25 protein-coding genes are annotated in these 25,822 nt (G+C 55.1%); 21 read left to right on the forward strand and 4 right to left on the reverse strand.

All coding sequences use genetic code 11. The features are described from left to right. Nucleotides 1-3: 3 nt before the first annotated feature. Entirely contained in the window at nucleotides 4-3,228 is a 3,225-nt protein-coding gene (gene rne, locus RW65_RS17455; protein WP_039058078.1) for a ribonuclease E, read from the reverse strand. A 570-nt stretch (nucleotides 3,229-3,798) separates the two neighbouring features. Between rne and rluC the strand changes: the two genes are divergently transcribed. Continuing rightward, complete coding sequence (gene rluC / locus RW65_RS17460) at nucleotides 3,799-4,752, forward strand: 23S rRNA pseudouridine(955/2504/2580) synthase RluC (RefSeq protein ID WP_039058079.1); 954 nt, start codon at nucleotides 3,799-3,801, stop codon at nucleotides 4,750-4,752. A gap of 29 nt (nucleotides 4,753-4,781) precedes the next feature. Here rluC and RW65_RS17465 read toward each other — a convergent pair whose 3' ends face one another. Beyond that, nucleotides 4,782-5,933 (reverse strand): dienelactone hydrolase family protein, encoded by a 1,152-nt coding sequence (locus tag RW65_RS17465; RefSeq protein ID WP_039058080.1) that lies wholly within the window; start codon nucleotides 5,931-5,933, stop codon nucleotides 4,782-4,784. An 85-nt stretch (nucleotides 5,934-6,018) separates the two neighbouring features. Beyond that, nucleotides 6,019-6,603, reverse strand: a complete 585-nt coding sequence (locus RW65_RS17470) for a Maf family protein (protein ID WP_039058081.1) — start codon at nucleotides 6,601-6,603, stop codon at nucleotides 6,019-6,021. A gap of 141 nt (nucleotides 6,604-6,744) precedes the next feature. Between RW65_RS17470 and yceD the strand changes: the two genes are divergently transcribed. From yceD to ptsG, 14 genes are all read left to right on the forward strand, one after another. Further along, complete coding sequence (gene yceD, locus RW65_RS17475; protein WP_039058082.1) at nucleotides 6,745-7,266, forward strand: 23S rRNA accumulation protein YceD; 522 nt, start codon at nucleotides 6,745-6,747, stop codon at nucleotides 7,264-7,266. A 16-nt stretch (nucleotides 7,267-7,282) separates the two neighbouring features. Next, nucleotides 7,283-7,456 (forward strand): 50S ribosomal protein L32, encoded by a 174-nt coding sequence (rpmF, locus tag RW65_RS17480; RefSeq protein ID WP_007374494.1) that lies wholly within the window; start codon nucleotides 7,283-7,285, stop codon nucleotides 7,454-7,456. 79 nt (nucleotides 7,457-7,535) lie between these two features. Further along, nucleotides 7,536-8,624, forward strand: a complete 1,089-nt coding sequence (plsX, locus tag RW65_RS17485; protein WP_156124024.1) for a phosphate acyltransferase PlsX — start codon at nucleotides 7,536-7,538, stop codon at nucleotides 8,622-8,624. A gap of 6 nt (nucleotides 8,625-8,630) precedes the next feature. Beyond that, entirely contained in the window at nucleotides 8,631-9,584 is a 954-nt protein-coding gene (locus tag RW65_RS17490) for a beta-ketoacyl-ACP synthase III (protein WP_039058084.1), read from the forward strand. A gap of 18 nt (nucleotides 9,585-9,602) precedes the next feature. After that, entirely contained in the window at nucleotides 9,603-10,532 is a 930-nt protein-coding gene (gene fabD / locus RW65_RS17495) for an ACP S-malonyltransferase (RefSeq protein ID WP_039058085.1), read from the forward strand. A 12-nt stretch (nucleotides 10,533-10,544) separates the two neighbouring features. Then, nucleotides 10,545-11,279 carry a 3-oxoacyl-ACP reductase FabG gene (gene fabG, locus RW65_RS17500; protein WP_039058086.1) on the forward strand — a complete coding sequence of 245 codons (735 nt, stop codon included), beginning with the start codon at nucleotides 10,545-10,547 and terminating at the stop codon, nucleotides 11,277-11,279. 154 nt (nucleotides 11,280-11,433) lie between these two features. Next, nucleotides 11,434-11,670, forward strand: coding sequence for an acyl carrier protein (gene acpP / locus RW65_RS17505; RefSeq protein WP_000103754.1), 237 nt, complete (start codon nucleotides 11,434-11,436; stop codon nucleotides 11,668-11,670). Nucleotides 11,671-11,761: 91 nt separating this feature from the next. Then, entirely contained in the window at nucleotides 11,762-13,003 is a 1,242-nt protein-coding gene (gene fabF, locus RW65_RS17510) for a beta-ketoacyl-ACP synthase II (RefSeq protein WP_039058088.1), read from the forward strand. A gap of 116 nt (nucleotides 13,004-13,119) precedes the next feature. Then, nucleotides 13,120-13,935 (forward strand): aminodeoxychorismate lyase, encoded by an 816-nt coding sequence (gene pabC / locus RW65_RS17515; protein ID WP_039058089.1) that lies wholly within the window; start codon nucleotides 13,120-13,122, stop codon nucleotides 13,933-13,935. After that, complete coding sequence (gene yceG / locus RW65_RS17520; protein ID WP_039058091.1) at nucleotides 13,932-14,954, forward strand: cell division protein YceG; 1,023 nt, start codon at nucleotides 13,932-13,934, stop codon at nucleotides 14,952-14,954. Before pabC ends, yceG begins: the two co-directional genes overlap by 4 nt. Continuing rightward, complete coding sequence (tmk, locus tag RW65_RS17525; RefSeq protein WP_039058092.1) at nucleotides 14,944-15,585, forward strand: dTMP kinase; 642 nt, start codon at nucleotides 14,944-14,946, stop codon at nucleotides 15,583-15,585. Before yceG ends, tmk begins: the two co-directional genes overlap by 11 nt. Beyond that, nucleotides 15,582-16,586, forward strand: coding sequence for a DNA polymerase III subunit delta' (gene holB, locus RW65_RS17530; protein ID WP_039058093.1), 1,005 nt, complete (start codon nucleotides 15,582-15,584; stop codon nucleotides 16,584-16,586). The genes tmk and holB overlap by 4 nt, the downstream gene beginning before the upstream one ends. 9 nt (nucleotides 16,587-16,595) lie before the next feature. Further along, nucleotides 16,596-17,390, forward strand: coding sequence for a metal-dependent hydrolase (locus tag RW65_RS17535; protein WP_039058094.1), 795 nt, complete (start codon nucleotides 16,596-16,598; stop codon nucleotides 17,388-17,390). Between the two features lie 298 nt (nucleotides 17,391-17,688). Further along, a complete protein-coding gene (ptsG, locus tag RW65_RS17540; protein WP_039058095.1) occupies nucleotides 17,689-19,122 on the forward strand; it encodes a PTS glucose transporter subunit IIBC in 1,434 nt (477 codons plus the stop codon). 227 nt (nucleotides 19,123-19,349) lie between these two features. On the opposite strand, the gene fhuE is transcribed toward ptsG, so the two are convergent. Further along, nucleotides 19,350-21,554, reverse strand: a complete 2,205-nt coding sequence (gene fhuE, locus RW65_RS17545) for a ferric-rhodotorulic acid/ferric-coprogen receptor FhuE (protein ID WP_039058096.1) — start codon at nucleotides 21,552-21,554, stop codon at nucleotides 19,350-19,352. 339 nt (nucleotides 21,555-21,893) lie between these two features. On the opposite strand from fhuE, the gene hinT reads away from it, so the two are divergent. Genes hinT through ycfP form a run of 6 tightly spaced genes read left to right on the forward strand, consistent with a single transcriptional unit; the run spans nucleotide 21,894 to nucleotide 25,709 of the window. Continuing rightward, nucleotides 21,894-22,253 (forward strand): purine nucleoside phosphoramidase, encoded by a 360-nt coding sequence (gene hinT / locus RW65_RS17550; protein WP_039058098.1) that lies wholly within the window; start codon nucleotides 21,894-21,896, stop codon nucleotides 22,251-22,253. Nucleotide 22,254: 1 nt separating this feature from the next. Next, on the forward strand, nucleotides 22,255-22,629 hold the full coding sequence (locus tag RW65_RS17555; RefSeq protein ID WP_039058099.1) for a YcfL family putative periplasmic lipoprotein: 375 nt from the start codon (nucleotides 22,255-22,257) through the stop codon (nucleotides 22,627-22,629). A gap of 10 nt (nucleotides 22,630-22,639) precedes the next feature. Further along, complete coding sequence (gene lpoB / locus RW65_RS17560; protein ID WP_039058100.1) at nucleotides 22,640-23,296, forward strand: penicillin-binding protein activator LpoB; 657 nt, start codon at nucleotides 22,640-22,642, stop codon at nucleotides 23,294-23,296. Beyond that, entirely contained in the window at nucleotides 23,277-24,092 is an 816-nt protein-coding gene (thiK, locus tag RW65_RS17565; RefSeq protein ID WP_039058101.1) for a thiamine kinase, read from the forward strand. Before lpoB ends, thiK begins: the two co-directional genes overlap by 20 nt. An 11-nt stretch (nucleotides 24,093-24,103) precedes the next feature. Next, complete coding sequence (nagZ, locus tag RW65_RS17570; RefSeq protein WP_039058113.1) at nucleotides 24,104-25,129, forward strand: beta-N-acetylhexosaminidase; 1,026 nt, start codon at nucleotides 24,104-24,106, stop codon at nucleotides 25,127-25,129. A 37-nt stretch (nucleotides 25,130-25,166) separates the two neighbouring features. Next, nucleotides 25,167-25,709: an alpha/beta hydrolase YcfP gene (gene ycfP / locus RW65_RS17575; RefSeq protein WP_039058102.1), complete on the forward strand. Its 543-nt coding sequence runs from the start codon at nucleotides 25,167-25,169 to the stop codon at nucleotides 25,707-25,709. Nucleotides 25,710-25,822 lie beyond the last annotated feature (113 nt).

The following is a 25,822-nucleotide window of genomic DNA, read 5'->3' on the forward strand; positions in this document are numbered from 1 at the left end:
CGCTTAATCGACAGCGTTCGGCTTTGTCGCCGGTGCGGTAGCCGTGTGGGTGGCGCTGTGGCCGCCCGCTGAACCTTTACCGTCAAAGACGAAGTGCGGACGTACCCAGTCGCTGTGACGCGGTGCTTCCGGGACGTAGTCCGGTGCTGGTGCCTTGGTCATTGGCGCGCTGGCAACTTTATGCTCAGCAACGACAGCCGGAGCAGCAACCGGAGCAGGAGCAACGACCGGAGCAGGAGCAACGACCGGAGCAGGCATCTGCACAGGGGCAACGGTTTCCGCTGCTTTTTCTTCAACGCTAGCGGTTTCTTCAACCTCAACCACCACAGGGGCAGGGGTTTCAGTTTCAGCTTCTGTCGGGACAGCGTCCTGACGCGCCGGTTCGGCTTCTTCCACCACTTGCTGAGCAACGGTACGATCTTCTTCGGCGATGAGCTGCGGCTGTGCATCTACCTCAGTATCGATCGCTTCCGGATGACGGGTTTCAACGCTTACCGCTTGCGGTTCTTCAGTGCTGACCTGCGGTTCAACCACCACCGGCTCTGCGCTTTCCGTCGCCGCCTGCGGTTCAACAACGTCGCCCTGACGAGCGGTAACCAGCTGCGCTTCTGCCATCGCCGGAGCGACATCCTGCCCGGCAACAACAGTGTTTTCAACCGGCATCTCCTGCACCTGCTGCTCTTCCTGAACACGTGCAACCGGATAGCTGATCCACACTTTACCAGACGCCATTTCCGGGGACGCACAGGCAGCCGCCAGCGGCATTGCTGACTGCATCGGATAGCGCTCATCGCGGTAGCGACGACGACGTTGACCGCTGACGCGCAGATGGCGAGGAGAACGGCGAGAACGGCGCGGCATCGCGTTTTCGCGCGCGTCGTTATTCTCTTCGTGCTCCAGCACCGGTGCGGTATCTACAACTGCCGGCAGGTCGACTTTTGCCAGTTGAGTGTTCTGCGCGGGAGCGATCGGCTCGGCAGCCTCTTCAACGCGATTTTCTTCGCGGCTGTCGACGATACGCACTTTCTGACTCAGCTGACGCTGTTTACGACGCGGCATCACCTGCACGCGCTCTTCCTGTTCAGTCTCCTGAGCAGGTACTTCGTCACGGGTCAGTTCTTTAACGTCCTGCTGCGCCTGGCGCTTATCATCGTTACGGCGACGCGGGCGTTCACGGCGAGGCTGCTGCGGCTCATCACGGGATTTCGCCTTTTCGGTTTCATCCACAGCGACCGGCTGGCGAGACTCACGGGTTTCTGCGTTCTGCTGCGATTTTTCGCGGCGATTACGACGATTTTCTTCGCGGTTATCACGATTATCACGGTTATCGCGGCTTTCGCGCCCTTCGTTGCCTTCGCTGCGGCTATCACGACGGTCGTTGCGATCGCGACGGTTGCCCTGACGCGATTTGCGGCGATCCTGTGAACGCTCCGGCTTGTCGGCTTTTTTCTCCTCTTCCACTTCAACCGGCGCCGGGGCTGCTTCGCCCGCGAACAGACCTTTCAGTGCAGAGAGGAAACGGCCAAACAGGCCCGGCGCGGCATCGTTAGTTGATGCGGTTGCAGTAGCAGGCTGCACGGCTGGCGCGGCGGTGGCTGGCGCTTGCGGTACTGGCGGAATATCCGGCATCACAAAGGTGGCCAGCGCAGGCTGTTCCGGTAATTTACGTTCGGCGTACTCTTCTTCAGACGGCAGCGCCATCGCTTCTTCATGCAGTTTCGGCAACAAGTAGCTCAGGGTTGGCGTCTCTTCGCCTTTGCGTACGCGTAGCACGGAATAGTGCGGCGTTTCCATCTGGTCGTTTGGCACGATCACGCAGCGTACGCCGCCCTGACGGGCTTCGATGGCGCTGACCGCCGCGCGTTTTTCGTTAAGCAGGTAAGAGGCGACCGGAACCGGCACAATCGCGTGCACTTCCTGGGTGTTCTCTTTTAACGCTTCTTCTTCAATCAGGCGCAGAATCGACAGCGACAGGGATTCGTTATCACGAACGGTGCCGGTGCCGCTGCAGCGCGGGCAAACATGATGGCTGGATTCGCCCAGCGACGGACTCAGACGCTGGCGGGACATCTCCAGCAGGCCGAAACGGGAAATATGGCTAATCTGGATACGTGCACGATCCTGACGGACCGCTTCGCGCAGGCGGTTTTCAACCGCACGCTGGTGACGCACCGGGGTCATATCGATAAAGTCGATAACGATCAGGCCGCCAAGGTCGCGCAGACGGAGCTGGCGAGCAATCTCATCCGCCGCTTCCAGGTTGGTGTTGAACGCGGTCTCTTCGATATCGCCGCCGCGAGTTGCGCGCGCAGAGTTAATATCGATAGCGGTCAGCGCTTCGGTACTGTCAATAACGATGGAGCCGCCGGACGGCAGACGCACTTCACGCTGGAAAGCGGATTCAATTTGCGACTCGATCTGGTAATGGCTGAACAGCGGAATTTCACCGGTGTAGAGTTTAATTTTGCTGCTGAAATCGGGACGGCCCAGCGCGGAGATGTGCTGACGAGCCAGCTCAAGCACTTTCGGGTTATCGATAAGGATTTCGCCGATATCCTGGCGCAGATAGTCGCGGAAGGCGCGCACAATCACGTTGCTTTCCTGATGGATCAGGAACGGCGCAGAACGGCTTTCGGCCGCTTTCTGGATGGCTTCCCAGTGTTTCAAACGGAAGCTCAGATCCCACTGCAGCGCTTCGGCGGATTTACCCACCCCGGCGGTACGCACAATAAGGCCCATGCCATCCGGCAGTTCAAGGCTTGAGAGCGCTTCTTTCAGTTCGGTACGATCGTCGCCTTCAATCCGGCGCGAGATACCGCCCGCACGCGGGTTGTTGGGCATCAGCACCAGATAGCTGCCGGCGAGGCTGATAAACGTCGTCAGCGCTGCGCCTTTGTTACCGCGCTCTTCTTTATCAATCTGGACGATAACTTCCTGGCCTTCGCGCAGCACATCTTTGATGTTCGGACGACCATGTGCGTTGTAGTTAGCAGGGAAGTATTCGCGGGCGATCTCTTTGAGGGGGAGGAAACCGTGACGCTCGGCACCGTAATCAACAAATGCGGCTTCAAGGCTGGGTTCAATGCGGGTGATTTTACCTTTGTAGATGTTCGCTTTTTTCTGTTCGTGGCCCGGGCTTTCGATATCCAGGTCGTACAGACGTTGCCCATCAACAAGTGCGACACGCAACTCTTCTTGCTGAGTTGCGTTGATTAACATTCTTTTCATTGTAACTTACTCATTATTCTTACATTGACGACTAAGCTGCGGGCAAGATATCGCCTTTCCGGGGGAGAACCGATGGCCTCGAGTCTGTTCACGTCGCCAACCTCACGGTTGTCGTTCGCTTAAGAGGCGCAGTGTGTCGGTTGCCTGTGTTTCCTGTGGAAAACACAGCGCAATTATCAGGGGAACAGCCTGGGAAAAACTCTCCAGAGAAGATTCCATCTACCGGTAAGGACTGCAACCCGCAGCCCGCTAACTGCCTGAAAGCTCAATACGTCTTACGCCATTGCTGCGTGTATGATCGGACAGGCAAAACTGGTCATTCCGTTTATTTACTTGTTTTAACAAGATTCAACACGGAAAACCGCAACATTATTCCCTGCGAACCCTGTTATAGCAAGCTGACTTTTACCATTTATCACCCGGTTACTCACAGTTTTTTCACCTTTGTGCGAAGATTGGTTTAAGAACCGCCGCCTCATCGGTGTAAAACGAAGTTGCCGAGTCAATTGTAAATATAAGCATAGAAAAATGAGTGGCGCTAATCATCGCGGCTATTTAGAATCGCCTCCCATGAAAACTGAGACACCATCCGTAAAATTTGTTGCTATTACCGCCGACGAAGCGGGGCAGCGCATCGATAATTTTTTGCGTACCCAGCTCAAAGGGGTGCCTAAAAGCATGATTTACCGCATTCTGCGTAAAGGCGAAGTGCGGGTGAACAAAAAACGCGTTAAGCCGGAATATAAACTGGAAGCGGGCGATGAAATTCGCGTTCCGCCGGTGCGTGTGGCAGAAAGAGAAGAAGAGGCGGTCTCCCCGCATCTGCAAAAAGTGGCCCAGCTCAGCGACGTTATTCTGTATGAAGACGATCATATCCTGGTGCTCAACAAACCCTCCGGTACGGCGGTACACGGCGGTAGCGGATTAAGTTTCGGCGTGATTGAAGGTCTGCGCGCGTTGCGCCCGGAAGCCCGTTTCCTTGAGCTGGTGCACCGTCTCGATCGCGATACCTCTGGCGTCTTGCTGGTGGCAAAAAAACGTTCCGCTTTACGTTCGCTGCACGAACAGCTGCGCGGTAAAGAGATGCAGAAGGATTATCTGGCGCTGGTACGTGGTCAGTGGCAGTCCCATGTGAAAGCGGTGCAGGCGCCGTTGCTGAAAAATATTCTGCAAAGCGGTGAGCGCATTGTGCGGGTAAACAGCGAAGGCAAACCTTCAGAAACGCGTTTTAAAGTCGAAGAGCGCTACGAGTTCGCCACGCTGGTACGCTGCAGCCCGGTCACGGGTCGCACGCATCAGATTCGTGTGCACACTCAGCATGCGGGCCATCCTATTGCCTTTGACGATCGCTACGGCGACCGGGAATTTGATAAGCAACTGGCAGGTACGGGCCTGTCGCGTCTGTTCTTGCATGCTGCGGCGCTCAAATTTACCCATCCAAATACCGGCGAGACGCTGCGTATTGAAGCGCCCCTTGATGAGGCGCTAAAGCGCTGCCTGCAGGTATTACGCAACGCTAAATAAAAGCCCCCTCGCGCAGGCGAGGGGTGTGATTAAGGTTTTAGCCACTTATCCAGCCACGGAAACACTTCCTCCTGCTGTTCCTTATAAAAAACGTGTCCCAGTTGCGGCCAGCTTTTGGTCACCAGCCTGTCGTCTGCCTGCTGTGACGACCAAACGCGGTGAGCTTTATCAAACGCCTCTGTTACCGCCTCCGCCGGGAATAGCGTATCTTTGCCGCCGCTAAAAATCAGCATCGGTTTTGGCGCCGCGATGCTGGCGATATCGGGAATATCCATTCGAGCGGGCATGCCCGGGTGCAGCATATAAAACGCCGACTGGCCGCGCAGCACGTTGTTGCCGGGCTGCATCAGACCGTTATAGGTGCCAAACCACGAAATGACGGCGGTAGCGGCGACTTTATCGCTCAGTGCTGCCAGCTGCCAGGCGCGAAAACCGCCCATAGAAAAGCCGAGTACGCCAACCCGTTGCGGATCAACTCCCGGTAGCGCGGCAATAAAATCGACGGTACGCATATCTTCATAGGCCACTTCGCCCGCCAGCGATCGACCCAGATTGAAGTAGTTGCTGGCTAACGCCTGCTGTTGCTCATACACCATCGGTCCGCGATCGCCAAAGCCTGGGCTGTCGATAGCGATAACGGCATAGCCCCGGCTAGCCAGCTCATCGCCAATAAATTTACCGCTGAAGAATTTGTCCGCCCAGGCCTGGGCGCTGGTAAGCTTTTCTTTGTCGCCCCAGGGACGAATCAATTTCTCTTTGCCGATATCAAACTTCGAACCATGATCGTGCAGCAGTACCATCGCCGGATGTGGGCCGGGGGATTTCGGCATCAGCAGCAGGGCAGAAATACGATTATCATCGGTGATATTGATCGCCAGTTTTTCAGCCGTATAGCTGCCGCGATCTTCTTTTGCTATCGACTGTGGCGCAAAAGGTTTTGTCGCATCGGGGGTAAGCAGGGCGTGACGAAGAAGCTGGCGGCTATGGGTTTGCCAGTGATGAAAGTCATTGAAATTTCCCGATAGCCAGGAGTCGGGATAGCGCATTTGCGCTTTCATTGCAGGCCAGCTTGCCGGGAGATTGCCTTCGACAATCCCCTCTTTTTGCCACGTCTCTTGTGCCCAGACAGGGGCGGAAGCCAACAGCGCAAGGGCCAGCGGCAGCGCACGACATAACTTCATCATCTCTCCTTAAATTAAAACGACGTTTTAATATTGATGAAGAATGTAGTGATTGCTTAAAAAAGAATCTGTGATCGGCAAAGCATTAGTTTAACAACGGGTTACACTCTTCGCGGCGCAGCATCTGACAGAGCGCAATCAGCGGCAAACCCACCAGCGTATTAGGATCGCGTCCCTCAAGCCGTTCGAAAAGCGTGATGCCTAACCCTTCGCTTTTGAAACTGCCGGCGCAACTGAGCGGGTGCTCTTTGCGCACATAATTTTCGATCTCTTGTTCGCTTAAGTGGCGAAAATGCACGTCGAAGGGTTCGCATTCCGTCTGGCAATGACCTGTAACGGTATTTAACAGCGCAAGGCCAGTATAAAAGGTCACAATATTGCCGCTGGCCTTGAGCAACTGCTGGCACGCGTTTTCAACGGTGTGCGGTTTGCCGGCGATTTCGCCATCCAGTACGCAAACCTGATCGCTGCCAATTATTAAATGTTGCGGGTAAAGGTGGGCCAGCGAGTGGGCTTTTTCTTGTGCCAGCCTTAATACCAGATGGCGTGGCGTTTCGCCTGGATGAGGCGTTTCGTCGGTTTGTGGCGCGGCACACTCAAAGGGTAAACCGAGCTTGTCGAGCAGGGCGCGTCGCCAGGGCGAAGTGGAAGCAAGGATAATTTGCGACATATTTTTTTCACCAAATATGGCTTAACAATGCCAGGCATTTTAAACTGTAGGCCGCAATGTGTGCGAATTATTGGCAAAAGGCAACCGCAGGCTGCCTTTTTCTTTGACTCTATGACGTTACAAAGTTAATATGCGCGCCCTATGCAAAAGGTAAAATTACCCCTGACTCTTGACCCGGTTCGTACGGCTCAAAAACGCCTTGATTACGAGGGTATCTATACTCCCGACCAGGCGGAGCGCGTCGCTGAGTCTGTAGCCAGCGTAGACAGTGATGTAGAATGCTCCATGTCGTTCGCTATCGATAACCAGCGCCTTGCCGTGTTAACCGGCGATGCGAAGGTCACGGTATCGCTCGAATGTCAGCGTTGCGGGAAACCGTTCGTTCATCAGGTCTACACCACGTATTGTTTTAGTCCTGTGCGTTCAGACGAGCAGGCTGAAGCACTGCCGGAAGCGTATGAGCCGATTGAGGTTAACGAATTCGGTGAAATCGATCTGCTGGCGCTGGTCGAGGATGAAATCATTCTCTCCCTGCCGGTAGTTCCGGTGCATGATTCTGAACACTGTGAAGTGTCCGAGGCGGACATGGTCTTTGGGGAACTGCCTGATGAAGCGCAAAAACCAAATCCATTTGCCGTATTAGCCAGTTTAAAGCGTAAGTAATTAAGGAGTAAGGTCCATGGCCGTACAACAGAATAAACCAACCCGTTCCAAACGTGGCATGCGTCGTTCTCATGACGCGCTGACCGCAGTCACCAGCCTGTCTGTAGACAAAACCTCTGGTGAAACCCACCTGCGTCACCACATTACTGCCGACGGTTTCTACCGCGGCCGCAAGGTTATCACTAAGTAATCACGCGCAAGCGTGATGAAGCTTAGTGAGGATTTCCCCGCGTAAGCGGGGATATACCGAACGAGGCTGCGACGATACCTTGACACGTCTAACCCTGGCGTTAGATGTCATGGGGGGAGATTTCGGCCCATCCGTGACAGTGCCTGCAGCTTTGCAGGCACTGAATTCTAATTCGCAACTCAACCTTCTTTTAGTCGGCGATCCCGACGCTATCACGCCATTACTTGCCAAAGCTGATTTCGAGCAACGCTCTCGTTTGCTTATTGTTCCTGCACAGTCAGTTATTGCCAGTGATGCGCGCGCAGCGCAGGCGATCCGTAATAGCCGCGGCACCTCAATGCGCATGGCGCTTGAGCTGGTTAAAGAAGGGCGCGCTCAGGCCTGCGTCAGCGCAGGCAACACCGGCGCGCTAATGGGGCTGGCGAAAATGCTGCTCAAGCCCTTAGAAGGGATTGAGCGTCCTGCGTTGGTGACGGTGCTGCCGCACCAACAGAAAGGCAAAACCGTGGTGCTGGATCTTGGCGCTAACGTTGATTGTGATAGCACTATGCTGGCGCAGTTTGCGGTGATGGGCGCGGTGATGGCCGAAGAGATCCTCGGCATTGCCACGCCGCGCGTGGCGCTGCTGAATATTGGCGAAGAAGAGACCAAAGGGCACGATAGCATTCGCGATGCCGCAGTAATATTACGCGCGATGCCCGCAATGAATTACATTGGTTATCTTGAAGCAAATGAACTATTGACTGGCAAAACGGATGTACTGGTTTGTGACGGATTTACAGGAAACGTTACATTAAAAACCATGGAAGGCGTGGTCAGAATGTTCCTTTCACTGCTGAAATCGCAGGGGGAAGGAAAAAAAAGGTCGTGGTGGCTGATTTTATTAAAGCGTTGGTTACAAAAAAGCCTGACAAGGCGATTCAGTCACCTCAACCCCGACCAGTATAATGGCGCCTGTCTGTTAGGATTGCGCGGCACCGTGATTAAGAGTCACGGCGCAGCCAATCAGCGCGCATTTAGCGTCGCTATTGAGCAGGCAGTGCAGGCGGTGCAGCGGCAGGTTCCACAACGGATCGCCGCTCGCCTCGAATCTGTGTATGCACCCTCGTCTTCGCAGCCCTCTGCGGGCGAAAACCAGAGCGTGTGTATATTACCCAAGAGTGACTGAGCGTACATGTATACAAAGATTATTGGTACCGGCAGTTATCTGCCTGAGCAGGTTCGAACCAATGCTGATTTAGAGAAGATGGTTGAAACCTCAGATGAGTGGATTGTCACCCGTACGGGGATCCGTGAGCGCCGTATTGCGGGCGCAAATGAAACGGTTTCGACGATGGGCTATGAAGCCGCCAAACGCGCGCTTGAAATGTCCGGCATTGATAACGAACAGATTGGCTTGATCATTGTTGCAACGACCTCAGCAACGCACGCATTTCCAAGCGCAGCCTGCCAAATCCAGAATATGCTGGGCATCAAAGGCTGCCCGGCTTTTGACGTCGCCGCGGCCTGTGCAGGCTTCACCTACGCCTTAAGCATCGCCGATCAATATGTGAAATCCGGTGCGGTGAAACATGCGCTGGTTATTGGTTCCGATGCGCTGGCGCGGACATTAGATCCTGCCGATCGCGGCACGATTATTCTGTTTGGCGATGGCGCGGGCGCCGTAGTGCTGGGGGCGTCTGAAGAGCAAGGGATCATTTCCACCCATATGCATGCCGACGGCAGTTACGGCGAGCTGCTGGCGCTGCCGAATCTCGATCGCGTGAACCCGGAAAACCCGACCTATTTAACCATGGCGGGTAACGAAGTGTTTAAAGTGGCGGTGACGGAGCTTGCGCATATTGTTGATGAAACCTTAGCCGCGAATAATCTTGAGCGCAGCGAGCTCGACTGGCTGGTGCCGCATCAGGCTAACCTGCGCATTATCAGCGCGACGGCGAAAAAACTGGGCATGTCGATGGATAACGTCGTCGTGACGCTGGATCGCCACGGTAATACCTCTGCGGCTTCGGTCCCTTGCGCCCTTGACGAAGCCGTTCGCGACGGCCGCATCAAACCGGGGCAACTGGTCCTGCTGGAAGCATTCGGCGGCGGGTTCACCTGGGGCTCAGCGCTGGTTCGTTTCTGAGTATTAAGGATAAAAATAATGACGCAATTTGCTTTTGTGTTCCCGGGACAAGGTTCCCAAACCGTCGGTATGTTGGCCGACATGGCCGCTGCTTATCCGGTCATTGAAGAGACATTCGCAGAAGCCTCTGCCGCGCTGGGTTACGATCTCTGGGCGCTGGTGCAACAAGGTCCGGCGGAAGAGCTCAATAAAACCTGGCAGACACAACCTGCGCTGTTAGCGGCTTCTGTTGCCCTGTGGCGCGTATGGCAGCAGCAGGGCGGTAAAACCCCTGCGCTGTTGGCCGGACATAGTCTGGGCGAATACTCTGCGCTGGTCTGCGCGGGCGTGATCGCTTTCGCTGATGCGGTGCGTCTGGTTGAGCTGCGCGGCAAATTTATGCAGGAAGCGGTTCCGGCAGGAACGGGCGCGATGTCCGCCATTATTGGTCTGGATGATGCGGCTATCGCGAAAGCCTGTGAAGAGTCAGCGCAGGGCGAGGTTGTATCTCCGGTGAACTATAATTCGCCGGGCCAGGTGGTTATCGCCGGTCATAAAGAGGCCGTTGAGCGCGCCGGTGCCGCGTGTAAAGCTGCGGGCGCAAAACGCGCGCTGCCGCTGCCGGTAAGCGTTCCGTCCCATTGCGCGCTGATGAAACCGGCGGCAGAAAAACTGGCCGCCGAGCTGAATAACATCACTTTTAACGCGCCGCAGATCCCCGTTGTCAACAACGTGGATGTGAAGTGCGAAACCACGCCAGAAGCGATTCGCGATGCGCTGGTGCGCCAGCTTTATAGCCCGGTGCAGTGGACGAAGAGCGTTGAGTTTATGGCCTCGCAGGGCGTTGAGCACCTGTATGAAGTTGGCCCGGGTAAAGTTCTCACCGGCCTGACTAAACGTATTGTTGATACCCTGACTGCATCTGCCCTCAACGAGCCGGCTGCTGTGTCAGAGGCACTTGCGCAATAAAAGAGGAAGACCATGAGTTTTGAAGGAAAAATCGCGCTGGTTACCGGCGCAAGTCGTGGTATTGGACGCGCTATTGCTGAAACGCTCGTCGCCCGCGGCGCGAAAGTTATCGGCACCGCCACCAGCGAGAGCGGCGCGCAAGCGATCAGCGATTATTTAGGCACGAACGGTAAAGGGCTGCAGTTAAATGTGACCGATACTGCATCTATCGAATCCGTGCTGGAAAACATTCGCGCAGAATTCGGCGAGATTGATATTCTGATCAATAACGCAGGGATTACGCGCGATAACCTGCTGATGCGCATGAAAGACGATGAGTGGAACGATATTCTGAACACCAACCTTTCATCGGTTTTCCGCCTGTCAAAAGCGGTAATGCGCGCTATGATGAAAAAGCGTCATGGGCGTATTATCACTATCGGTTCTGTGGTTGGTACCATGGGAAATGCTGGTCAGGCCAACTACGCTGCGGCGAAAGCGGGTCTTATCGGTTTCAGTAAATCGCTGGCGCGAGAAGTTGCGTCCCGCGGTATTACGGTAAACGTTGTTGCTCCGGGTTTTATTGAAACGGACATGACGCGTGCGCTGTCTGACGATCAGCGTGCGGGTATTCTGGCGCAGGTCCCTGCGGGCCGTCTTGGTGGTGCACAGGAAATCGCCAACGCGGTTGCATTTTTAGCCTCTGACGAGGCGGGTTACATCACTGGTGAGACCCTGCACGTCAACGGCGGAATGTATATGGTTTAACCACGATGAAAATTATTTGCGTTATTAGGGCGAAAGGCCTCAGAATAGCGTAAAATCGTGGTAAGAACTGCCGGGATTTAGTTGCAAATTTTTCAACATTTTATACACTACGAAAACCATCGCGAAAGCGAGTTTTGATAGGAAATTTAAGAGTATGAGCACTATCGAAGAACGCGTTAAGAAAATTATCGGCGAACAGCTGGGCGTTAAGCAGGAAGAAGTTACCAACAATGCTTCCTTCGTTGAAGACCTGGGCGCTGATTCTCTTGACACCGTTGAGCTGGTAATGGCTCTGGAAGAAGAGTTTGATACTGAGATTCCGGACGAAGAAGCTGAGAAAATCACCACCGTTCAGGCTGCCATTGATTATATCAACGGCCACCAGGCGTAAGTGAACATCTCCAGGCGGTCATTCGACCGCCTGAGTTTTATCTGTTTTTCATCCCACGAATCTCTTTTTTATCCCTCCCTGGAGGACAAACGTGTCTAAGCGTCGTGTAGTTGTGACCGGACTTGGCATGTTGTCTCCTGTCGGCAATACCGTAGAGTCTACCTGGAAAGCTCTCCTTGCCGGTCAGAGTGGCATCAGCCTGATCGACCATTTCGATACTAGCGCCTATGCAACCAAATTTGCTGGCTTAGTAAAGGATTTTAACTGTGAAGACATTATCTCGCGCAAAGAACAGCGCAAGATGGATGACTTCATTCAATATGGAGTTGTGGCGGGCGTTCAGGCCATGCACGATTCCGGCCTTGAAGTCACGGAAGAGAACGCCTCCCGTATTGGCGCAGCGATTGGTTCTGGTATCGGCGGCCTTGGGCTGATCGAAGAAAACCACAGCTCCCTCGTCAAGGGTGGGCCGCGTAAAATCAGCCCGTTCTTCGTACCGTCCACTATTGTCAACATGGTGGCAGGTCACCTGACTATCATGTTCGGCCTGCAGGGTCCAAGTATTTCCATCGCCACAGCCTGTACTTCCGGCGTGCACAACATTGGCCATGCGGCGCGTATTATTGCCTATGGCGATGCGGATGCCATGCTTGCAGGCGGCGCGGAAAAAGCCAGTACGCCACTGGGCGTAGGTGGGTTTGGCGCAGCGCGCGCGCTCTCTACGCGCAACGACAGCCCGCAGGCGGCAAGCCGTCCGTGGGACAAAGAGCGTGACGGTTTTGTGCTCGGCGACGGTGCGGGCATCATCATGCTCGAAGAGTATGAGCACGCGAAAAAACGCGGCGCGAAAATTTACGCTGAGATCGTCGGCTTCGGTATGAGCAGCGATGCCTACCATATGACCTCTCCGCCGGAAAACGGCGCGGGTGCGGCAAAAGCGATGGTCAATGCATTGCGTGACGCGGGTATTAACCCCGAGCAGATTGGCTATGTCAATGCACACGGCACTTCCACGCCGGCAGGCGATATCGCTGAAGCGCAGGCGGTGAAATCGGTGTTTGGCGACGCGGCGCGTAGCGTAATGGTAAGCTCGACGAAATCGATGACCGGCCATCTGTTAGGCGCGGCAGGTGCGGTAGAATCTATCTACTCGATCCTGGCGTTGCGCGATCAGGCGGTTCCGCCGACCATCAACCTGGATAACCCGGATGAAGGTTGCGATCTTGACTTTGTGCCGCACGTAGCACGCCAGGTCAGCGGCCTGGAGTACACCCTGTGTAACTCCTTCGGTTTCGGTGGCACCAACGGCTCGCTAGTCTTTAAGAAAGTTTGATCGACTAGCCGCATAATGAAGGCCCGCTTGTCGGGCCTTTTCTCTTTAGCGTTATCCTATTGTCCTTCGCTTTTCACCCTGCCAAACTGTCCAGCCAGAAAGATAAGGAGCTCTCTATGTTCTTGATAAATGGCAAAGAGCAGCAATGGCTGGCCGCCAGCGATCGGGCGACGCAGTTCGGCGATGGTTGCTTTACCACCGCGCGTATCCTCGACGGGCAGATTCAGTTCTTAGATTTGCATCTGCAACGCCTGCGTCTTGCCTGTGAACGCTTGTTGATCCCCTTTCAAGACTGGGAGACGCTGGCGCAGGAGATGGCGCAGCTGGCCCATGGCAAAGCAGATGGCGTCGTTAAAGCGATCCTTAGCCGGGGTGCTGGCGGACGCGGTTATGGCAGTGCAGGGTGCGAATCACCGACGCGTATGCTGTCGGTTTCGCCCGCGCCTGCGCATTATGCGCGCTGGCGTGAGCAGGGTGTCACGCTTGCCCTGAGCGAGGTTCGACTGGGGCGCAACCCCAGGCTCGCCGGCATCAAGCACCTTAATCGTCTGGAGCAGGTGCTTATTCGCGCCGGGCTGGAAGAGACCACAGCGGACGAAGCGCTGGTGCTTGATAGCGACGGCTGGCTGGTTGAGTGCTGCGCCGCTAATCTCTTCTGGCGCAAGGGCGATGAGGTGTTCACGCCGCGTGTGGATAACGCCGGAGTAAACGGCATTATGCGGCAATATTGTTTGCGTCAGCTGGCAACTTCCGCTTTTCGCGTTGTCGAAGTCAATGCGCGGCCACAGGCGCTGGCGCAAGCCGATGAGGTGATGATTTGTAACGCGTTAATGCCGGTGGTTCCCGTCCGTGAGTGGGCAGAACTACGCTGGTCAGCGCGCGATTTGTACCATTTTTTAGCCCCTTTATGTGAGCGCATACATCCGTTATGAAGAAAATGTTACGCGTAGTGCTTCTCCTGCTGGTTGTGCTGGTCATTGCGGCGGGAGCAGGCGCCTGGAAAGTTCGCCAGTTGGCAAACAGCCAGATTCTGGTGAAAGAGGAAACCATATTTACGCTCCCTGCCGGAACCGGCCGCGTCGCGTTGGGCGAACTGCTGTACCGTGAAAAGGTGATTAATCGCCCGCGCGTATTCCAGTGGCTGCTGCGCCTGGAGCCCGATCTCTCCCATTTCAAAGCGGGGACCTATCGGTTAGTGCCGAAAATGACCGTGCGCGAAATGCTGCAACTGCTGGAAAGCGGTAAAGAGGCGCAGTTCCCGCTACGTCTGGTGGAAGGGATGCGCCTGAGCGATTACCTCAAGCAACTGCGTGATGCGCCCTATATCAAGCACACGCTAAAAGATGATGATTATGCCACCGTTGCGCAGGCGCTTAGCATGGAGCATCCGCAGTGGGTGGAAGGCTGGTTCTGGCCGGATACCTGGATGTACACTGCCAATACCACCGATATCGCGTTACTCAAACGGGCGCATCAGAAAATGACGCGGGCCGTAGAGCAGGTATGGGAAGGACGGATGGAAGGGCTTCCCTATCAGGATCAGAACCAGCTGGTGACCATGGCGTCGATTATCGAAAAAGAGACGGCGGTCGCCAGCGAACGTGACCGGGTTGCCTCGGTCTTTATCAACCGCTTGCGCATCGGCATGCGTTTGCAGACGGATCCTACGGTGATCTACGGGTTGGGCGAGCGTTATAATGGTAAGCTGACGCGCGCGGATCTTGAAGCGCCGACGGACTATAACACCTACGTGATTAGCGGCCTGCCGCCGGGACCTATCGCCACGCCCGGCGAAGCCTCGTTAAAGGCGGCGGCGCATCCGGCGAAAACACCGTATCTCTATTTTGTGGCGGATGGCAAAGGCGGTCACACCTTTAACACCAATCTTGCCAGTCATAACCGGTCAGTGCAGGACTATCTGAAAGTACTTAAGGAAAAAAATGGGCAGTAAATACATCGTTATCGAAGGGCTTGAAGGCGCGGGAAAAACAACGGCGCGCGATATCATCGTCCAGACGCTCAAAGAGTTGGGCGTTGGTGAGATGGTCTTCACCCGCGAACCGGGCGGTACGCTGCTGGCGGAAAAACTGCGCAGCCTGGTGCTGGATATCCGCTCTGTGGGTGACGAAGTCATTACCGATAAGGCCGAAGTGCTGATGTTTTATGCTGCCCGCGTTCAACTGGTTGAAACGGTAATTAAGCCAGCCCTTGCGCGCGGCTGTTGGGTGATTGGCGATCGCCACGATCTCTCAACCCAGGCTTATCAGGGCGGCGGCCGCGGTATTGACCAGACAATGCTGGCTACGCTGCGTGATGCGGTGCTGGGTGATTTCCGCCCCGATTTGACGCTCTATCTCGATGTTACGCCGGAAGTTGGCCTGAAGCGCGCCCGCGCCCGTGGCGAATTGGATCGTATCGAACAAGAGTCCCTCGATTTCTTCAATCGCACCCGCGCGCGTTACCTCGAACTGGCCGCGCAGGATAAGCGTATTCGTACCGTTGACGCGACGCAGTCGCTGGAGCAGGTGAAAGCGGACATTCGTAACACCGTCAGCGCCTGGGTGCGGGAGCAGGGCGCATGAAATGGTATCCGTGGCTGCGACCGGATTTTGAGCAACTGGTTGCCAGTTATCAGAGCGGGCGCGGGCACCACGCGTTATTGATTCATGCCCTGCCAGGAATGGGCGACGAAGCGCTGATTTACGCGATCACGCGTTTCTTGTTGTGCCAGACGCCTGACGGTCATAAAAGCTGCGGTCAATGCCGCGGCTGTCAACTTATGCAGGCGGGTACGCACCCGGATTACTACGTGCTGGCACCTGAAAAGGGGAAATCGGCGCTCGGTATCGACGCGGTGCGTGAGGTGAGCGAGAAACTTTACGACCATGCACGGCTGAGCGGTGCAAAAGTGGTATGGCTGGCCGATGCCGCCTCGTTGACGGACGCGGCGGCCAACGCCTTGCTAAAAACCCTGGAAGAGCCGCCCACGAACACCTGGTTCTTGCTGGGCTGCCGTGAGCCGGCAAAGCTGCTGGCCACCTTACGCAGCCGCTGCCGCCTGCACCACCTTGCGCCGCCTGCGGAGCAGTACGCCTGCAGCTGGCTTACGCGTGAAGTGGCGAGGCCGCAAGAGGCCTTGTTAACCGCCTTGCGCCTGTGTGCAGGCTCGCCGGGTGCCGCCCTTGCGCTATTGCAGGACGATATCTGGGCGCAACGGCAAATACTGTGTCAGGCAGTAGACAGCGCGTTAAGCAGCGGCGATTGGTTAGCCCTGTCGGGCGTACTGAATCATGACGGGGTCGCTGAGCGTTTACAGTGGCTTTCCGCGTTGCTGGTGGACGCCCTGAAACTACAACAAGGCGTGAGCTTGCTCAGTAATGTTGATGCGCTGGCGCTGGTACAAAAAATTGCGCAGCAGTTGTCGCAGGAGACGCTGCATGCGCAGTTGCATGCTATTTTTACCTGTCGTGAACAGTTACTCAGCGTAGTCGGGGTCAACCGGGAACTGCTGCTGACGGATCTGTTGTTAACTCTGGAACGTTACCAGCAAACGGGCGTAACGCTTCCGGTCTCCCATCTTTAAGAGAGTATTATGTTTTTAGTCGACTCACACTGCCATCTTGATGGCCTGGATTATCACGCATTGCACAAAGACGTTGATGACGTGCTGGCAAAAGCCGCTGCGCGCGACGTGAAGTTTTGTCTGGCGGTCGCCACCACCTTACCGGGTTATCGCGCTATGCGTGAGCTGGTGGGCGAGCGTGAAAATGTGGTTTTCTCCTGCGGTGTGCATCCCCTCAATCAGGATGAGGAGTACGAGGTCGAGATGCTGCGCCAGCTGGCGGCAGAGAAGGGGGTGGTAGCGATGGGTGAAACCGGGCTGGACTATTTTTATACTCCCGAAACAAAGCCGCGCCAGCAGGAATCCTTTCGCCACCATATCCGCATTGGCCGTGAATTGAATAAGCCGGTGATTGTCCATACGCGCGATGCGCGCGCCGATACCCTCGCGATTTTGCAGGAAGAGAAGGTGATGGATTGCGGCGGGGTGCTGCACTGCTTTACAGAAGATCGCGAAACGGCGGGAAAACTGTTGGACATGGGCTTTTATATCTCCTTCTCCGGCATCGTCACGTTCCGCAACGCTGAGCAGCTGCGCGATGCGGCGCGCTATATTCCGCTGGATCGGTTGCTGGTGGAAACTGATTCGCCTTACCTCGCGCCGGTCCCTCATCGCGGGAAAGAGAACCAGCCCGCCATGACGCGTGATGTAGCAGAATATATGGCGGTATTAAAGGGTGTTGCGCTGGAAAAACTGGCACAACAGACCACGCAAAACTTCGCCCGCTTATTCCATATTGACCCGGCCCGCCTGCAATCCGCCTGAAGTGTAAGCTTATTTTAGTACTCGTAATTAATAAACGATCGGAGTAAAGTTCACCGCCATAAAAAAGGCGGTGAGGCTATTTTTACGCCGTCTGATCGGCGACTTTTGTAAATCAGTGTGAGTTTTCCAAAGGGCGCTGGTTGAAACGTGATAGCCGTCAAACAAACTTATCGGCATTTATTTTACTCTGTGTAATAAATAAAGGGCGCTTAGATGCCCTTCCCACGGCGCGGTTCTCCCCCCGCGCCAATGCGCAAAAGCGTAATAAAAGCACTAATACTCAGGAGCACTCTCAATTATGTTTAAGAATGCATTTGCTAACCTGCAGAAGGTCGGTAAATCGCTGATGCTGCCAGTATCCGTACTGCCTATCGCAGGTATCCTGCTCGGCGTCGGTTCGGCAAACTTCAGCTGGCTGCCAGAAGTGGTTTCTCATGTTATGGCCGAAGCGGGCGGTTCCGTTTTTGCTAACATGCCGTTGATCTTCGCTATCGGTGTGGCCCTTGGCTTTACCAATAACGACGGCGTTTCTGCGCTGGCTGCGGTTGTTGCTTACGGCATTATGGTGAAAACCATGGCCGTGGTAGCACCTTTGGTTCTGCATTTACCTGCCGAAGAAATTGCCGCAAAACACCTGGCTGATACCGGTGTACTGGGCGGTATCATCTCCGGTGCGATTGCCGCGTATATGTTTAATCGCTTCTATCGCATTAAGCTGCCTGAGTACCTGGGCTTCTTCGCGGGTAAACGTTTCGTACCGATCATTTCTGGTCTGGCGGCGATTTTCACCGGCGTGATCCTCTCCTTCATTTGGCCGCCGATCGGTAGCGCAATTCAGACCTTCTCCCAGTGGGCTGCTTACCAGAACCCGGTTGTGGCGTTCGGTATCTATGGCTTCATTGAGCGTTGCCTGGTGCCGTTTGGTCTGCACCATATCTGGAACGTACCTTTCCAGATGCAGATCGGTGAATTCACCAACGCAGCAGGTCAGGTGTTCCACGGCGATATCCCGCGTTATATGGCAGGTGACCCGACCGCAGGTAAACTGTCCGGCGGCTTCCTGTTCAAAATGTACGGTCTGCCGGCTGCCGCTATCGCTATCTGGCACTCTGCTAAACCGGAAAACCGCGCGAAAGTGGGCGGTATCATGATCTCCGCAGCGTTGACCTCGTTCCTGACCGGTATTACCGAGCCGATCGAGTTCTCCTTCATGTTCGTTGCGCCGATCCTGTACGTTATCCACGCAATTCTGGCAGGTCTGGCATTCCCGATCTGTATCCTGCTGGGTATGCGTGACGGTACCTCCTTCTCGCACGGTCTGATCGACTTTATCGTGCTGAGCGGTAACAGCAGCAAACTGTGGCTGTTCCCGGTTATCGGTGCCTGCTATGCAGTGTTGTACTACACGATTTTCCGCGTGCTGATCAAAGCGTTGGATCTGAAAACGCCGGGTCGTGAAGAGAACACCGAAGAGAACAAAGCTGGCGCAACCAGCGAAATGGCTCCGGCTCTGGTTACCGCGTTTGGCGGTAAAGAGAACATCACCAACCTCGATGCGTGCATCACTCGCCTGCGTGTCAGCGTCGCTGACGTAGCGAAAGTGGATCAGGCTGGCCTGAAACGACTGGGCGCTGCAGGTGTGGTCGTTGCGGGTTCCGGTGTTCAGGCGATTTTCGGGACTAAATCCGATAACCTGAAAACCGAGATGGATGAGTACATCCGTAGCCACTAAGCCGTAGTCTGGGGAGACTGAGGGAGCCTGATGGCTCCCTTTTTTATTGCCTGTAACAGGCCGCCGGAGGAACAGGGCGTGACGGCGTTTATGCTTGTCCCGCCTGGCTGTGTCGATAAGCTCCCCATTCGCCGCCCGTCACATGCCACCGGCAATTTGCTTCTCGGTGCTAAACAACAAAAAAGCCCGCCATCAGAGGGCGGGCTTGATAAGCGCTGTTGTGAGCCTTAGAAGCTGTAGCTGGCGCTCACTGAGAAGTTACGCGGCGCGCCATACACGCCGTAGGTGCCCAGATAATCGTAATACTCTTTATCGAATACGTTGTTCAGGTTGGCCTGAATAGCGAAGTTTTTGCTCGCCTGGTAACGGGTAAACAGATCAACCACCGTATAGCCGCTTTGCGTGATACGCATATTGCCGCTCGGGCCTTTAATATCCTGCCAGCTCTTATTCTGCCAGCGCGCGCCGCCACCCACGGAAAGGGCTGGCAACATCGGCAACTGGTAGCGGGTGAACAGTTTCATGGTGGTGCGCGCCTGTTCCGGGTTAATCGCGATGCCATCGCCATCTTCAGCCATAAAACGGCTGGCCCCGAAGGTTAACTGCAGGTTATCCGTTAGTGCGCCATTCAGCTCAAATTCGACGCCTTTACTGACGGTGCCATTAACCGACTTATACGCCGTCTGGCCACCTGAGTTGGGAATGTACTCGCCGGTCGACACAGCAACGTGATCCTGCTCGGTGCGGAATACCGCCAGGGTCGCGGTCAGACGCGTGTTATACCAGTCGCCCTTGATCCCGGCTTCATAGCTTTTACCGGTGGTGGGTTCGAGAAACTCACTGTTGATATCGCGCTGGCTGGAAGGCTCGAAAATTGAGGTGTAGCTTCCATAAACAGACCAGGTGTCATCGATATCGTAAATCAGGCCAGCATAAGGCGTCACGTCATCGAATTTGCTATTACGGATCTCATCCGGTTTGCGCTCCAGATTATATTTCGCGCTCCATTCCGTATAGCGTGCGCCAAGGATCAAGTGCAGGGGATCGGCAAGGGAAATGCGCGTCGCGGCATACAGTGATTTCTGCCGGATCACATCGCGCTGATAGAGCGTCCAGGGAGACCAGGCCGGATCCGCCAGCGTCTTGCCGTTATAGCCATGAATATCGCCAGCATCCATCAAACCGGCAACCGGGAAAGAATTGTCATAGTTATTGCGCTGACGGCTGTAGCTGCCGCCGAACATCACTTCATGCTGGCGACCCAACAGATCGTAACCGCCGCGCACAAAGGCATCGACCGAGTCCTGTTTCCGCTCGCCACGGTTCCAGCCGCCCCATGCGCCTTGAAATAGCGAAGCATTATACAAACCGGTGGTTTTATCCGGGAAGCCGTCGATATACATCAGCTTACTGTCGAAATTGGTCTCTGCATGCATCGCATTCACTTTCGCTTCCCAGCCATCAGCAAAACGCTGGGTCAGATTGGCGAACACTTTTGAGGAGTCTGTGTTGGCGTAGGCCCAGTCAGCGGCGGTGTTAAAACCACGACGAAAGTGCGTGCGGCTGCCGTCGCTGTACAGAGAGGGAAAACCGCCCCAGGTTGGGCTATCGTCTTCACTTTCCTGATAATCATAACCGAGAGAAAGGGAGGTGGAATCGGTGAGATCCGCATCCACCACGCCGGTGATAAATTTTTTGCGGTAATGATTACGCTCTATCCAGGAGTCTTTGTCCTGGTAGCCGGTGATAACGCGCCCGCGCACGTTGCCGGATTCCGTCAGCGGAGCCTGCAAATCCAGCACATAGCGCTGATTATCCCAGCTGCCGTACGTAGCGGTGGCTGATCCTTTAAAATCTTTACTGTCAGCATGTTTACGCACCATATTGACATAGGCCGAAGGGTTACCGGTCCCGCTCATCAAACCTGCTGCGCCGCGCACTACTTCAATTTTATCGTAGATAGCCGTGTCGCCTGCGGTATCGCCAAAGTTCCAGCGATTATCAAGGAAAGTGGGCATATCTTCATAGGCGAAGTTACTGACAAAAAAACCGCGCGCGTAAAAATTGGTACGATGGGTATCAATACGCGAAGCGCTCACCCCAATCGTATTATCCAGAACTTGCTCAATGGTATTGAGCTGCTGGTCCTGCATACGCTGTTGGCTCACCACGCTGACGGATTGCGGGATATCACGTGGAACCAGTAACAGCTTGGTGCCGGTGGTAGTGGTTTTCACGCTGTAATCCTGGGCCTGGCTGTCGGCGGTGCTTAACGCGGTACCCTCGACCACTACCGTATCGTCTGCGGATGGAGTCGTTTGGTCAGCAAAAACCGCAGAAGGCGTTAACGCTAGCGCGATGCAGGCAGCAAGCAGCGACGGCGTAGCGGCAAACGAACGCGCGTTCTCCCCGGCGTGATGAGTGAAAGACATGAATAAACCCTTAATGGTGTGTTGGGAAAAGCCTTACGGCGATACGTTGTCGCTTCAGGCGGGGTGTGTTAATTCGTCGAGCAATAATTGCGCATGAGAATGCAAATGCGAAATATACTCATTCACACCATCGATGTAAACAGATGTAAGTATTACGTCTGAAATATCGTTTCAAACACACGTAAAGAAGAGGCTGGCGATTTGCACAGCGACAAATCCGGAAAGGTAAAAGAAAAACAGCGTTTTGGTTGAAACAACAAGAGAATCTCGATCATACTCTAGGGCACGTAATTGACGACGGCTGCGGGCTGGTTCCGCGAACATCAAAGGAAAAACGTCATGGCCGAAGAAACTATTTTCAGCAAAATTATCCGCCGCGAAATTCCTGCGGATATCGTTTATCAGGACGAGTTAGTCACTGCCTTTCGCGATATCTCTCCGCAGGCACCGACACATGTGCTTATTGTGCCGAATATCCTGATTCCTACCGTTAACGATGTGACTGCCGCGCATGAACAGGCGCTGGGTCGCATGATGACCGTTGCGGCGAAAATCGCCCGCGATGAAGGCATCGCCCAGGATGGATATCGCCTGATCGTCAACTGCAATCGCCACGGCGGGCAGGAGGTTTATCATATCCATATGCACCTGCTCGGTGGACATGCGCTGGGGCCGATGCTGGCTCATAAAGGTCTGTAATATGAGCAACGGGCGTGTCGCTTTATGGCTCGCGGCGCTGGTGCTGGTGGGATGCAGTTCACGGCCCACGATCCCGGTTGCCGACGATCAAACGCTGGTGATGGAGTCAACGCTGCTGGCGGCCGGTATCACCGCGCAGCCGCCTTCGCTCAACACGCAGGAAATCCAGCCTTCCGCCTCTTCACGGCTGTTTAATGAAAGACAGCAGCCCGTTACCGTGCACTATCGTTTTTTCTGGTATGACGCCAGAGGCCTGGAAATGCATCCACTGGAAGCGGCGCGTACCGTCACGGTCCCGGGAAATTCAGCCGTGACGCTGTATGGCAGCGCTAACTATCTGGGTGCGCACAGTGTCAGACTTTATCTCTACCTGTAAGGGGTGACTCTTGATTAAAACTATTGGACGCTATGCGCTGGTAACAGCGCTGGCAGCACTGCTTGCCGGGTGTATTAGCGATCAGCAACCTGCGCCGGTCGACCAGGCTGGCGGAGCAGGGACTCAACAACCGACAACGCCGGAACAGCCGCAGCAGCCGGTACCGACGGTGCCTTCCGTTCCGACGCTGCCGCCGCAGCCGGGACCGATTGAACATCCGGATCAAACGGCTCAGCCAACGCCGCGCGAGCGTCATTTTGACTGGAACAGCGCCGTGCAGCCGATGGTGGGCAAAATGCTGCAGGCCAGCGGTGCCAACGCCGGTAGCGTATTACTGGTAGACAGCGTTAATAACCGTACTAATGGCTCGATAAATACCGCTGAAGCGACGGGGGTTGTGCGTAACGCGCTGGCGAACAACGGTAAATTTACCCTCGTTACTGAACAGCAACTGACGGTAGCCAAGCAGCAGCTCGGTCTCTCGGCGCAAGATAGCCTCGGTACACGCAGCAAAGCTATTGGCATCGCCCGCAATGTAGGGGCGCAGTATGTGCTCTACTGCAACGCTACCGGCAACGTCAACGCACCGGCGCTGCAAATGCAACTGATGCTGGTGCAGACCGGCGAAATTATCTGGTCGGGTAAAGGTGCAGTTCAGCAACAGTAAACAGACGCGTGATGAGCTATTGTCACGCTATTTTCCGACCTGGGCTCCCGTCGCCAGCCAGAGTAACGGCTTAAGCGGCGGGAGCTGTCTTATTAGCGATGGCCAGCAAACGCGGGTGCTGCGAAAACGGCACCACGCCGCGTCATCACCCTTTCTGCGCCAGTATCGTTTGCTCAGACGTCTGCCGGCGACGCTTGCCCCGCGACCTTGCTTATATACCGGCGAGTGGATGGTGCTTGAGTATCTCCCTGGTGAAGTGCGCAGCGCACTGCCGCAGGCCGATAAGCTGGTGCCGCTGCTGCATGCATTACACTGTCAGCCTCTGTTTGGCTGGCGAATAACCTTACTTCCGCTGCTGGAACAGTATTGGCAGCAGAGCGCCCGCTCGCGGCGAACGCCATTCTGGCTGCGGCAATTAAAACGCCTGCGCCAGCAAAAAGAGCCGGTGCCGCTGCGCCTGTCGCCATTACATATGGATGTCCATGCCGGGAATCTGGTACAGAGCGCGTCGGGCTTACGTTTAATCGACTGGGAATATGCCGGCGATGGCGATATCGCGCTGGAACTGGCCGCAATAGGTACCGAAGACGAGGCGCAACGGCGCAGTCTGGTAGGTAGCTATGCACAGCACGCGGTTATCGATCCCGCGCGGCTTTGGCGGCAGGTCAAACGCTGGCGACCGTGGGTACTTATGCTAATGGCTGGCTGGTATGAATGCCGCTTTCAGCAAACGGGCGACAGACAATTTATTACCCTGGCGGATGAAATATGGCGCCAGCTAGCGATAAAAGGATAAGTAAGATGAATATGGGACCCGTAATGTTGGATGTGCAGGGTTTTGAACTGGACGCGGAAGAGCGCGAAATTCTGGCCCATCCGTTGGTCGGTGGGCTGATCCTCTTTACGCGTAATTATCATGATCCTGAGCAGTTATGCGAACTGGTTCGCCAGATCCGTCGCGCATCGCACCATCGGCTGGTGGTCGCCGTGGATCAAGAGGGCGGTCGCGTACAACGTTTTCGTGACGGCTTTACCCGCTTGCCGGCGGCGCAATCTTTTGCCGCGCTAAATGGGCTGGGAGAGGGCGGTCGCCTGGCACAGGAAGCGGGCTGGCTGATGGCCAGCGAAATGATTGCTATGGATATCGATATCAGTTTTGCCCCGGTGCTGGACATCGGCCATATCAGCGCGGCGATTGGCGAGCGCTCTTACCATGAAGACCCGGCGAAAGCCCTGCAGATAGCGACGCATTTTATTGACGGTATGCACAGCGCCGGTATGAAAACCACCGGTAAACATTTTCCCGGTCACGGCGCGGTGACCGCCGATTCCCATAAAGAGACGCCGCGTGACCCACGTTTGCAAGGTGAGATCCGCGCCCATGACATGTCCATATTCCGCCGTCTCATTGAACAGAACAAACTCGATGCCATTATGCCCGCGCACGTCATCTATAGCGATGCGGATCCACGCCCGGCCAGTGGTTCGCCCTACTGGCTGCAAACCGTATTACGCGGTGAGCTGGGCTTTGACGGCGTTATCTTTTCAGATGATTTGTCGATGGAAGGGGCGGCTATCATGGGCAGCTATGCCGAACGCGGACAAGCCTCGCTGGATGCGGGTTGCGATATGATACTGGTCTGTAATAATCGTAAAGGCGCGGTAAGCGTGTTAGATAACCTGTCGCCGATCAATGCACAGCGTGTTACACAATTGTATCATAAAGGTTCATTTTCTCGTCAGGAGTTGATGGATTCAGCGCGCTGGAAGAAGGCGAATAAAGAGCTTGAACAGCTCAATGCGCGCTGGCAAGAGCATAAAGAGGCTCATTAATTCCTGCGCGCGCGTTTGGCGAAGTGGTGAGGATACAATGATTATCTATTTACACGGTTTTGACTCAAACAGCCCGGGCAACCATGAAAAAGTGCTGCAGCTGCAGTTTATCGATCCTGATGTGCGCCTGATAAGTTACAGCACGCGCCATCCGAAACATGATATGCAGCATCTGCTGAAAGAAGTGGACAAAATGTTGCAGCTCAACATCGATGAGCGGCCGCTGATTTGCGGCGTCGGACTCGGCGGTTACTGGGCGGAACGCATCGGTTTCTTATGCGATATCCGCCAGGTGATCTTCAATCCGAATCTGTTTCCCTATGAGAATATGGAGGGGAAAATCGACCGGCCGGAAGAGTACCAGGATATTGCCACCAAGTGCGTGGCCAACTTCCGTGAAAAAAATCGCGATCGCTGCATGGTGATCCTTTCGCGGCAGGATGAGGCGCTGGATAGTCAACGCTCGGCCGAAGCGCTCCATCACTACTATGAAATCGTCTGGGACGAGGAACAAACGCACAAGTTTAAGAACATCTCGCCCCATCTGCAGCGTATCAAAGCCTTTAAAGCCCTCGGTTAATTCCTCTGCCGACAGGTTAATCCCTGTCGGCGCTTTCCTATGTGACTCCCCTCTGTCGGCCATTATTTTGCCGGACTATGACGTTTGCACATTTTTTAATCACCAAAACTTGA

The sequence above is a fragment of the Enterobacter sp. Bisph1 genome (genome assembly GCF_000814905.1).
GTDB lineage: Bacteria > Pseudomonadota > Gammaproteobacteria > Enterobacterales > Enterobacteriaceae > Kosakonia.

Coding starts and splice junctions, on each gene's coding strand:
- rne (WP_039058078.1), bottom strand. CDS start 3,228: ATGAAAAGAATGTTAATCAACGCAACTCAGCAAGAAGAGTTGCGTGTC.
- rluC (WP_039058079.1), top strand. CDS start 3,799: ATGAAAACTGAGACACCATCCGTAAAATTTGTTGCTATTACCGCCGAC.
- RW65_RS17465 (WP_039058080.1), bottom strand. CDS start 5,933: ATGAAGTTATGTCGTGCGCTGCCGCTGGCCCTTGCGCTGTTGGCTTCC.
- RW65_RS17470 (WP_039058081.1), bottom strand. CDS start 6,603: ATGTCGCAAATTATCCTTGCTTCCACTTCGCCCTGGCGACGCGCCCTG.
- yceD (WP_039058082.1), top strand. CDS start 6,745: ATGCAAAAGGTAAAATTACCCCTGACTCTTGACCCGGTTCGTACGGCT.
- rpmF (WP_007374494.1), top strand. CDS start 7,283: ATGGCCGTACAACAGAATAAACCAACCCGTTCCAAACGTGGCATGCGT.
- RW65_RS17490 (WP_039058084.1), top strand. CDS start 8,631: ATGTATACAAAGATTATTGGTACCGGCAGTTATCTGCCTGAGCAGGTT.
- fabD (WP_039058085.1), top strand. CDS start 9,603: ATGACGCAATTTGCTTTTGTGTTCCCGGGACAAGGTTCCCAAACCGTC.
- fabG (WP_039058086.1), top strand. CDS start 10,545: ATGAGTTTTGAAGGAAAAATCGCGCTGGTTACCGGCGCAAGTCGTGGT.
- acpP (WP_000103754.1), top strand. CDS start 11,434: ATGAGCACTATCGAAGAACGCGTTAAGAAAATTATCGGCGAACAGCTG.
- pabC (WP_039058089.1), top strand. CDS start 13,120: ATGTTCTTGATAAATGGCAAAGAGCAGCAATGGCTGGCCGCCAGCGAT.
- yceG (WP_039058091.1), top strand. CDS start 13,932: ATGAAGAAAATGTTACGCGTAGTGCTTCTCCTGCTGGTTGTGCTGGTC.
- tmk (WP_039058092.1), top strand. CDS start 14,944: ATGGGCAGTAAATACATCGTTATCGAAGGGCTTGAAGGCGCGGGAAAA.
- holB (WP_039058093.1), top strand. CDS start 15,582: ATGAAATGGTATCCGTGGCTGCGACCGGATTTTGAGCAACTGGTTGCC.
- RW65_RS17535 (WP_039058094.1), top strand. CDS start 16,596: ATGTTTTTAGTCGACTCACACTGCCATCTTGATGGCCTGGATTATCAC.
- ptsG (WP_039058095.1), top strand. CDS start 17,689: ATGTTTAAGAATGCATTTGCTAACCTGCAGAAGGTCGGTAAATCGCTG.
- fhuE (WP_039058096.1), bottom strand. CDS start 21,554: ATGTCTTTCACTCATCACGCCGGGGAGAACGCGCGTTCGTTTGCCGCT.
- hinT (WP_039058098.1), top strand. CDS start 21,894: ATGGCCGAAGAAACTATTTTCAGCAAAATTATCCGCCGCGAAATTCCT.
- RW65_RS17555 (WP_039058099.1), top strand. CDS start 22,255: ATGAGCAACGGGCGTGTCGCTTTATGGCTCGCGGCGCTGGTGCTGGTG.
- nagZ (WP_039058113.1), top strand. CDS start 24,104: ATGGGACCCGTAATGTTGGATGTGCAGGGTTTTGAACTGGACGCGGAA.
- ycfP (WP_039058102.1), top strand. CDS start 25,167: ATGATTATCTATTTACACGGTTTTGACTCAAACAGCCCGGGCAACCAT.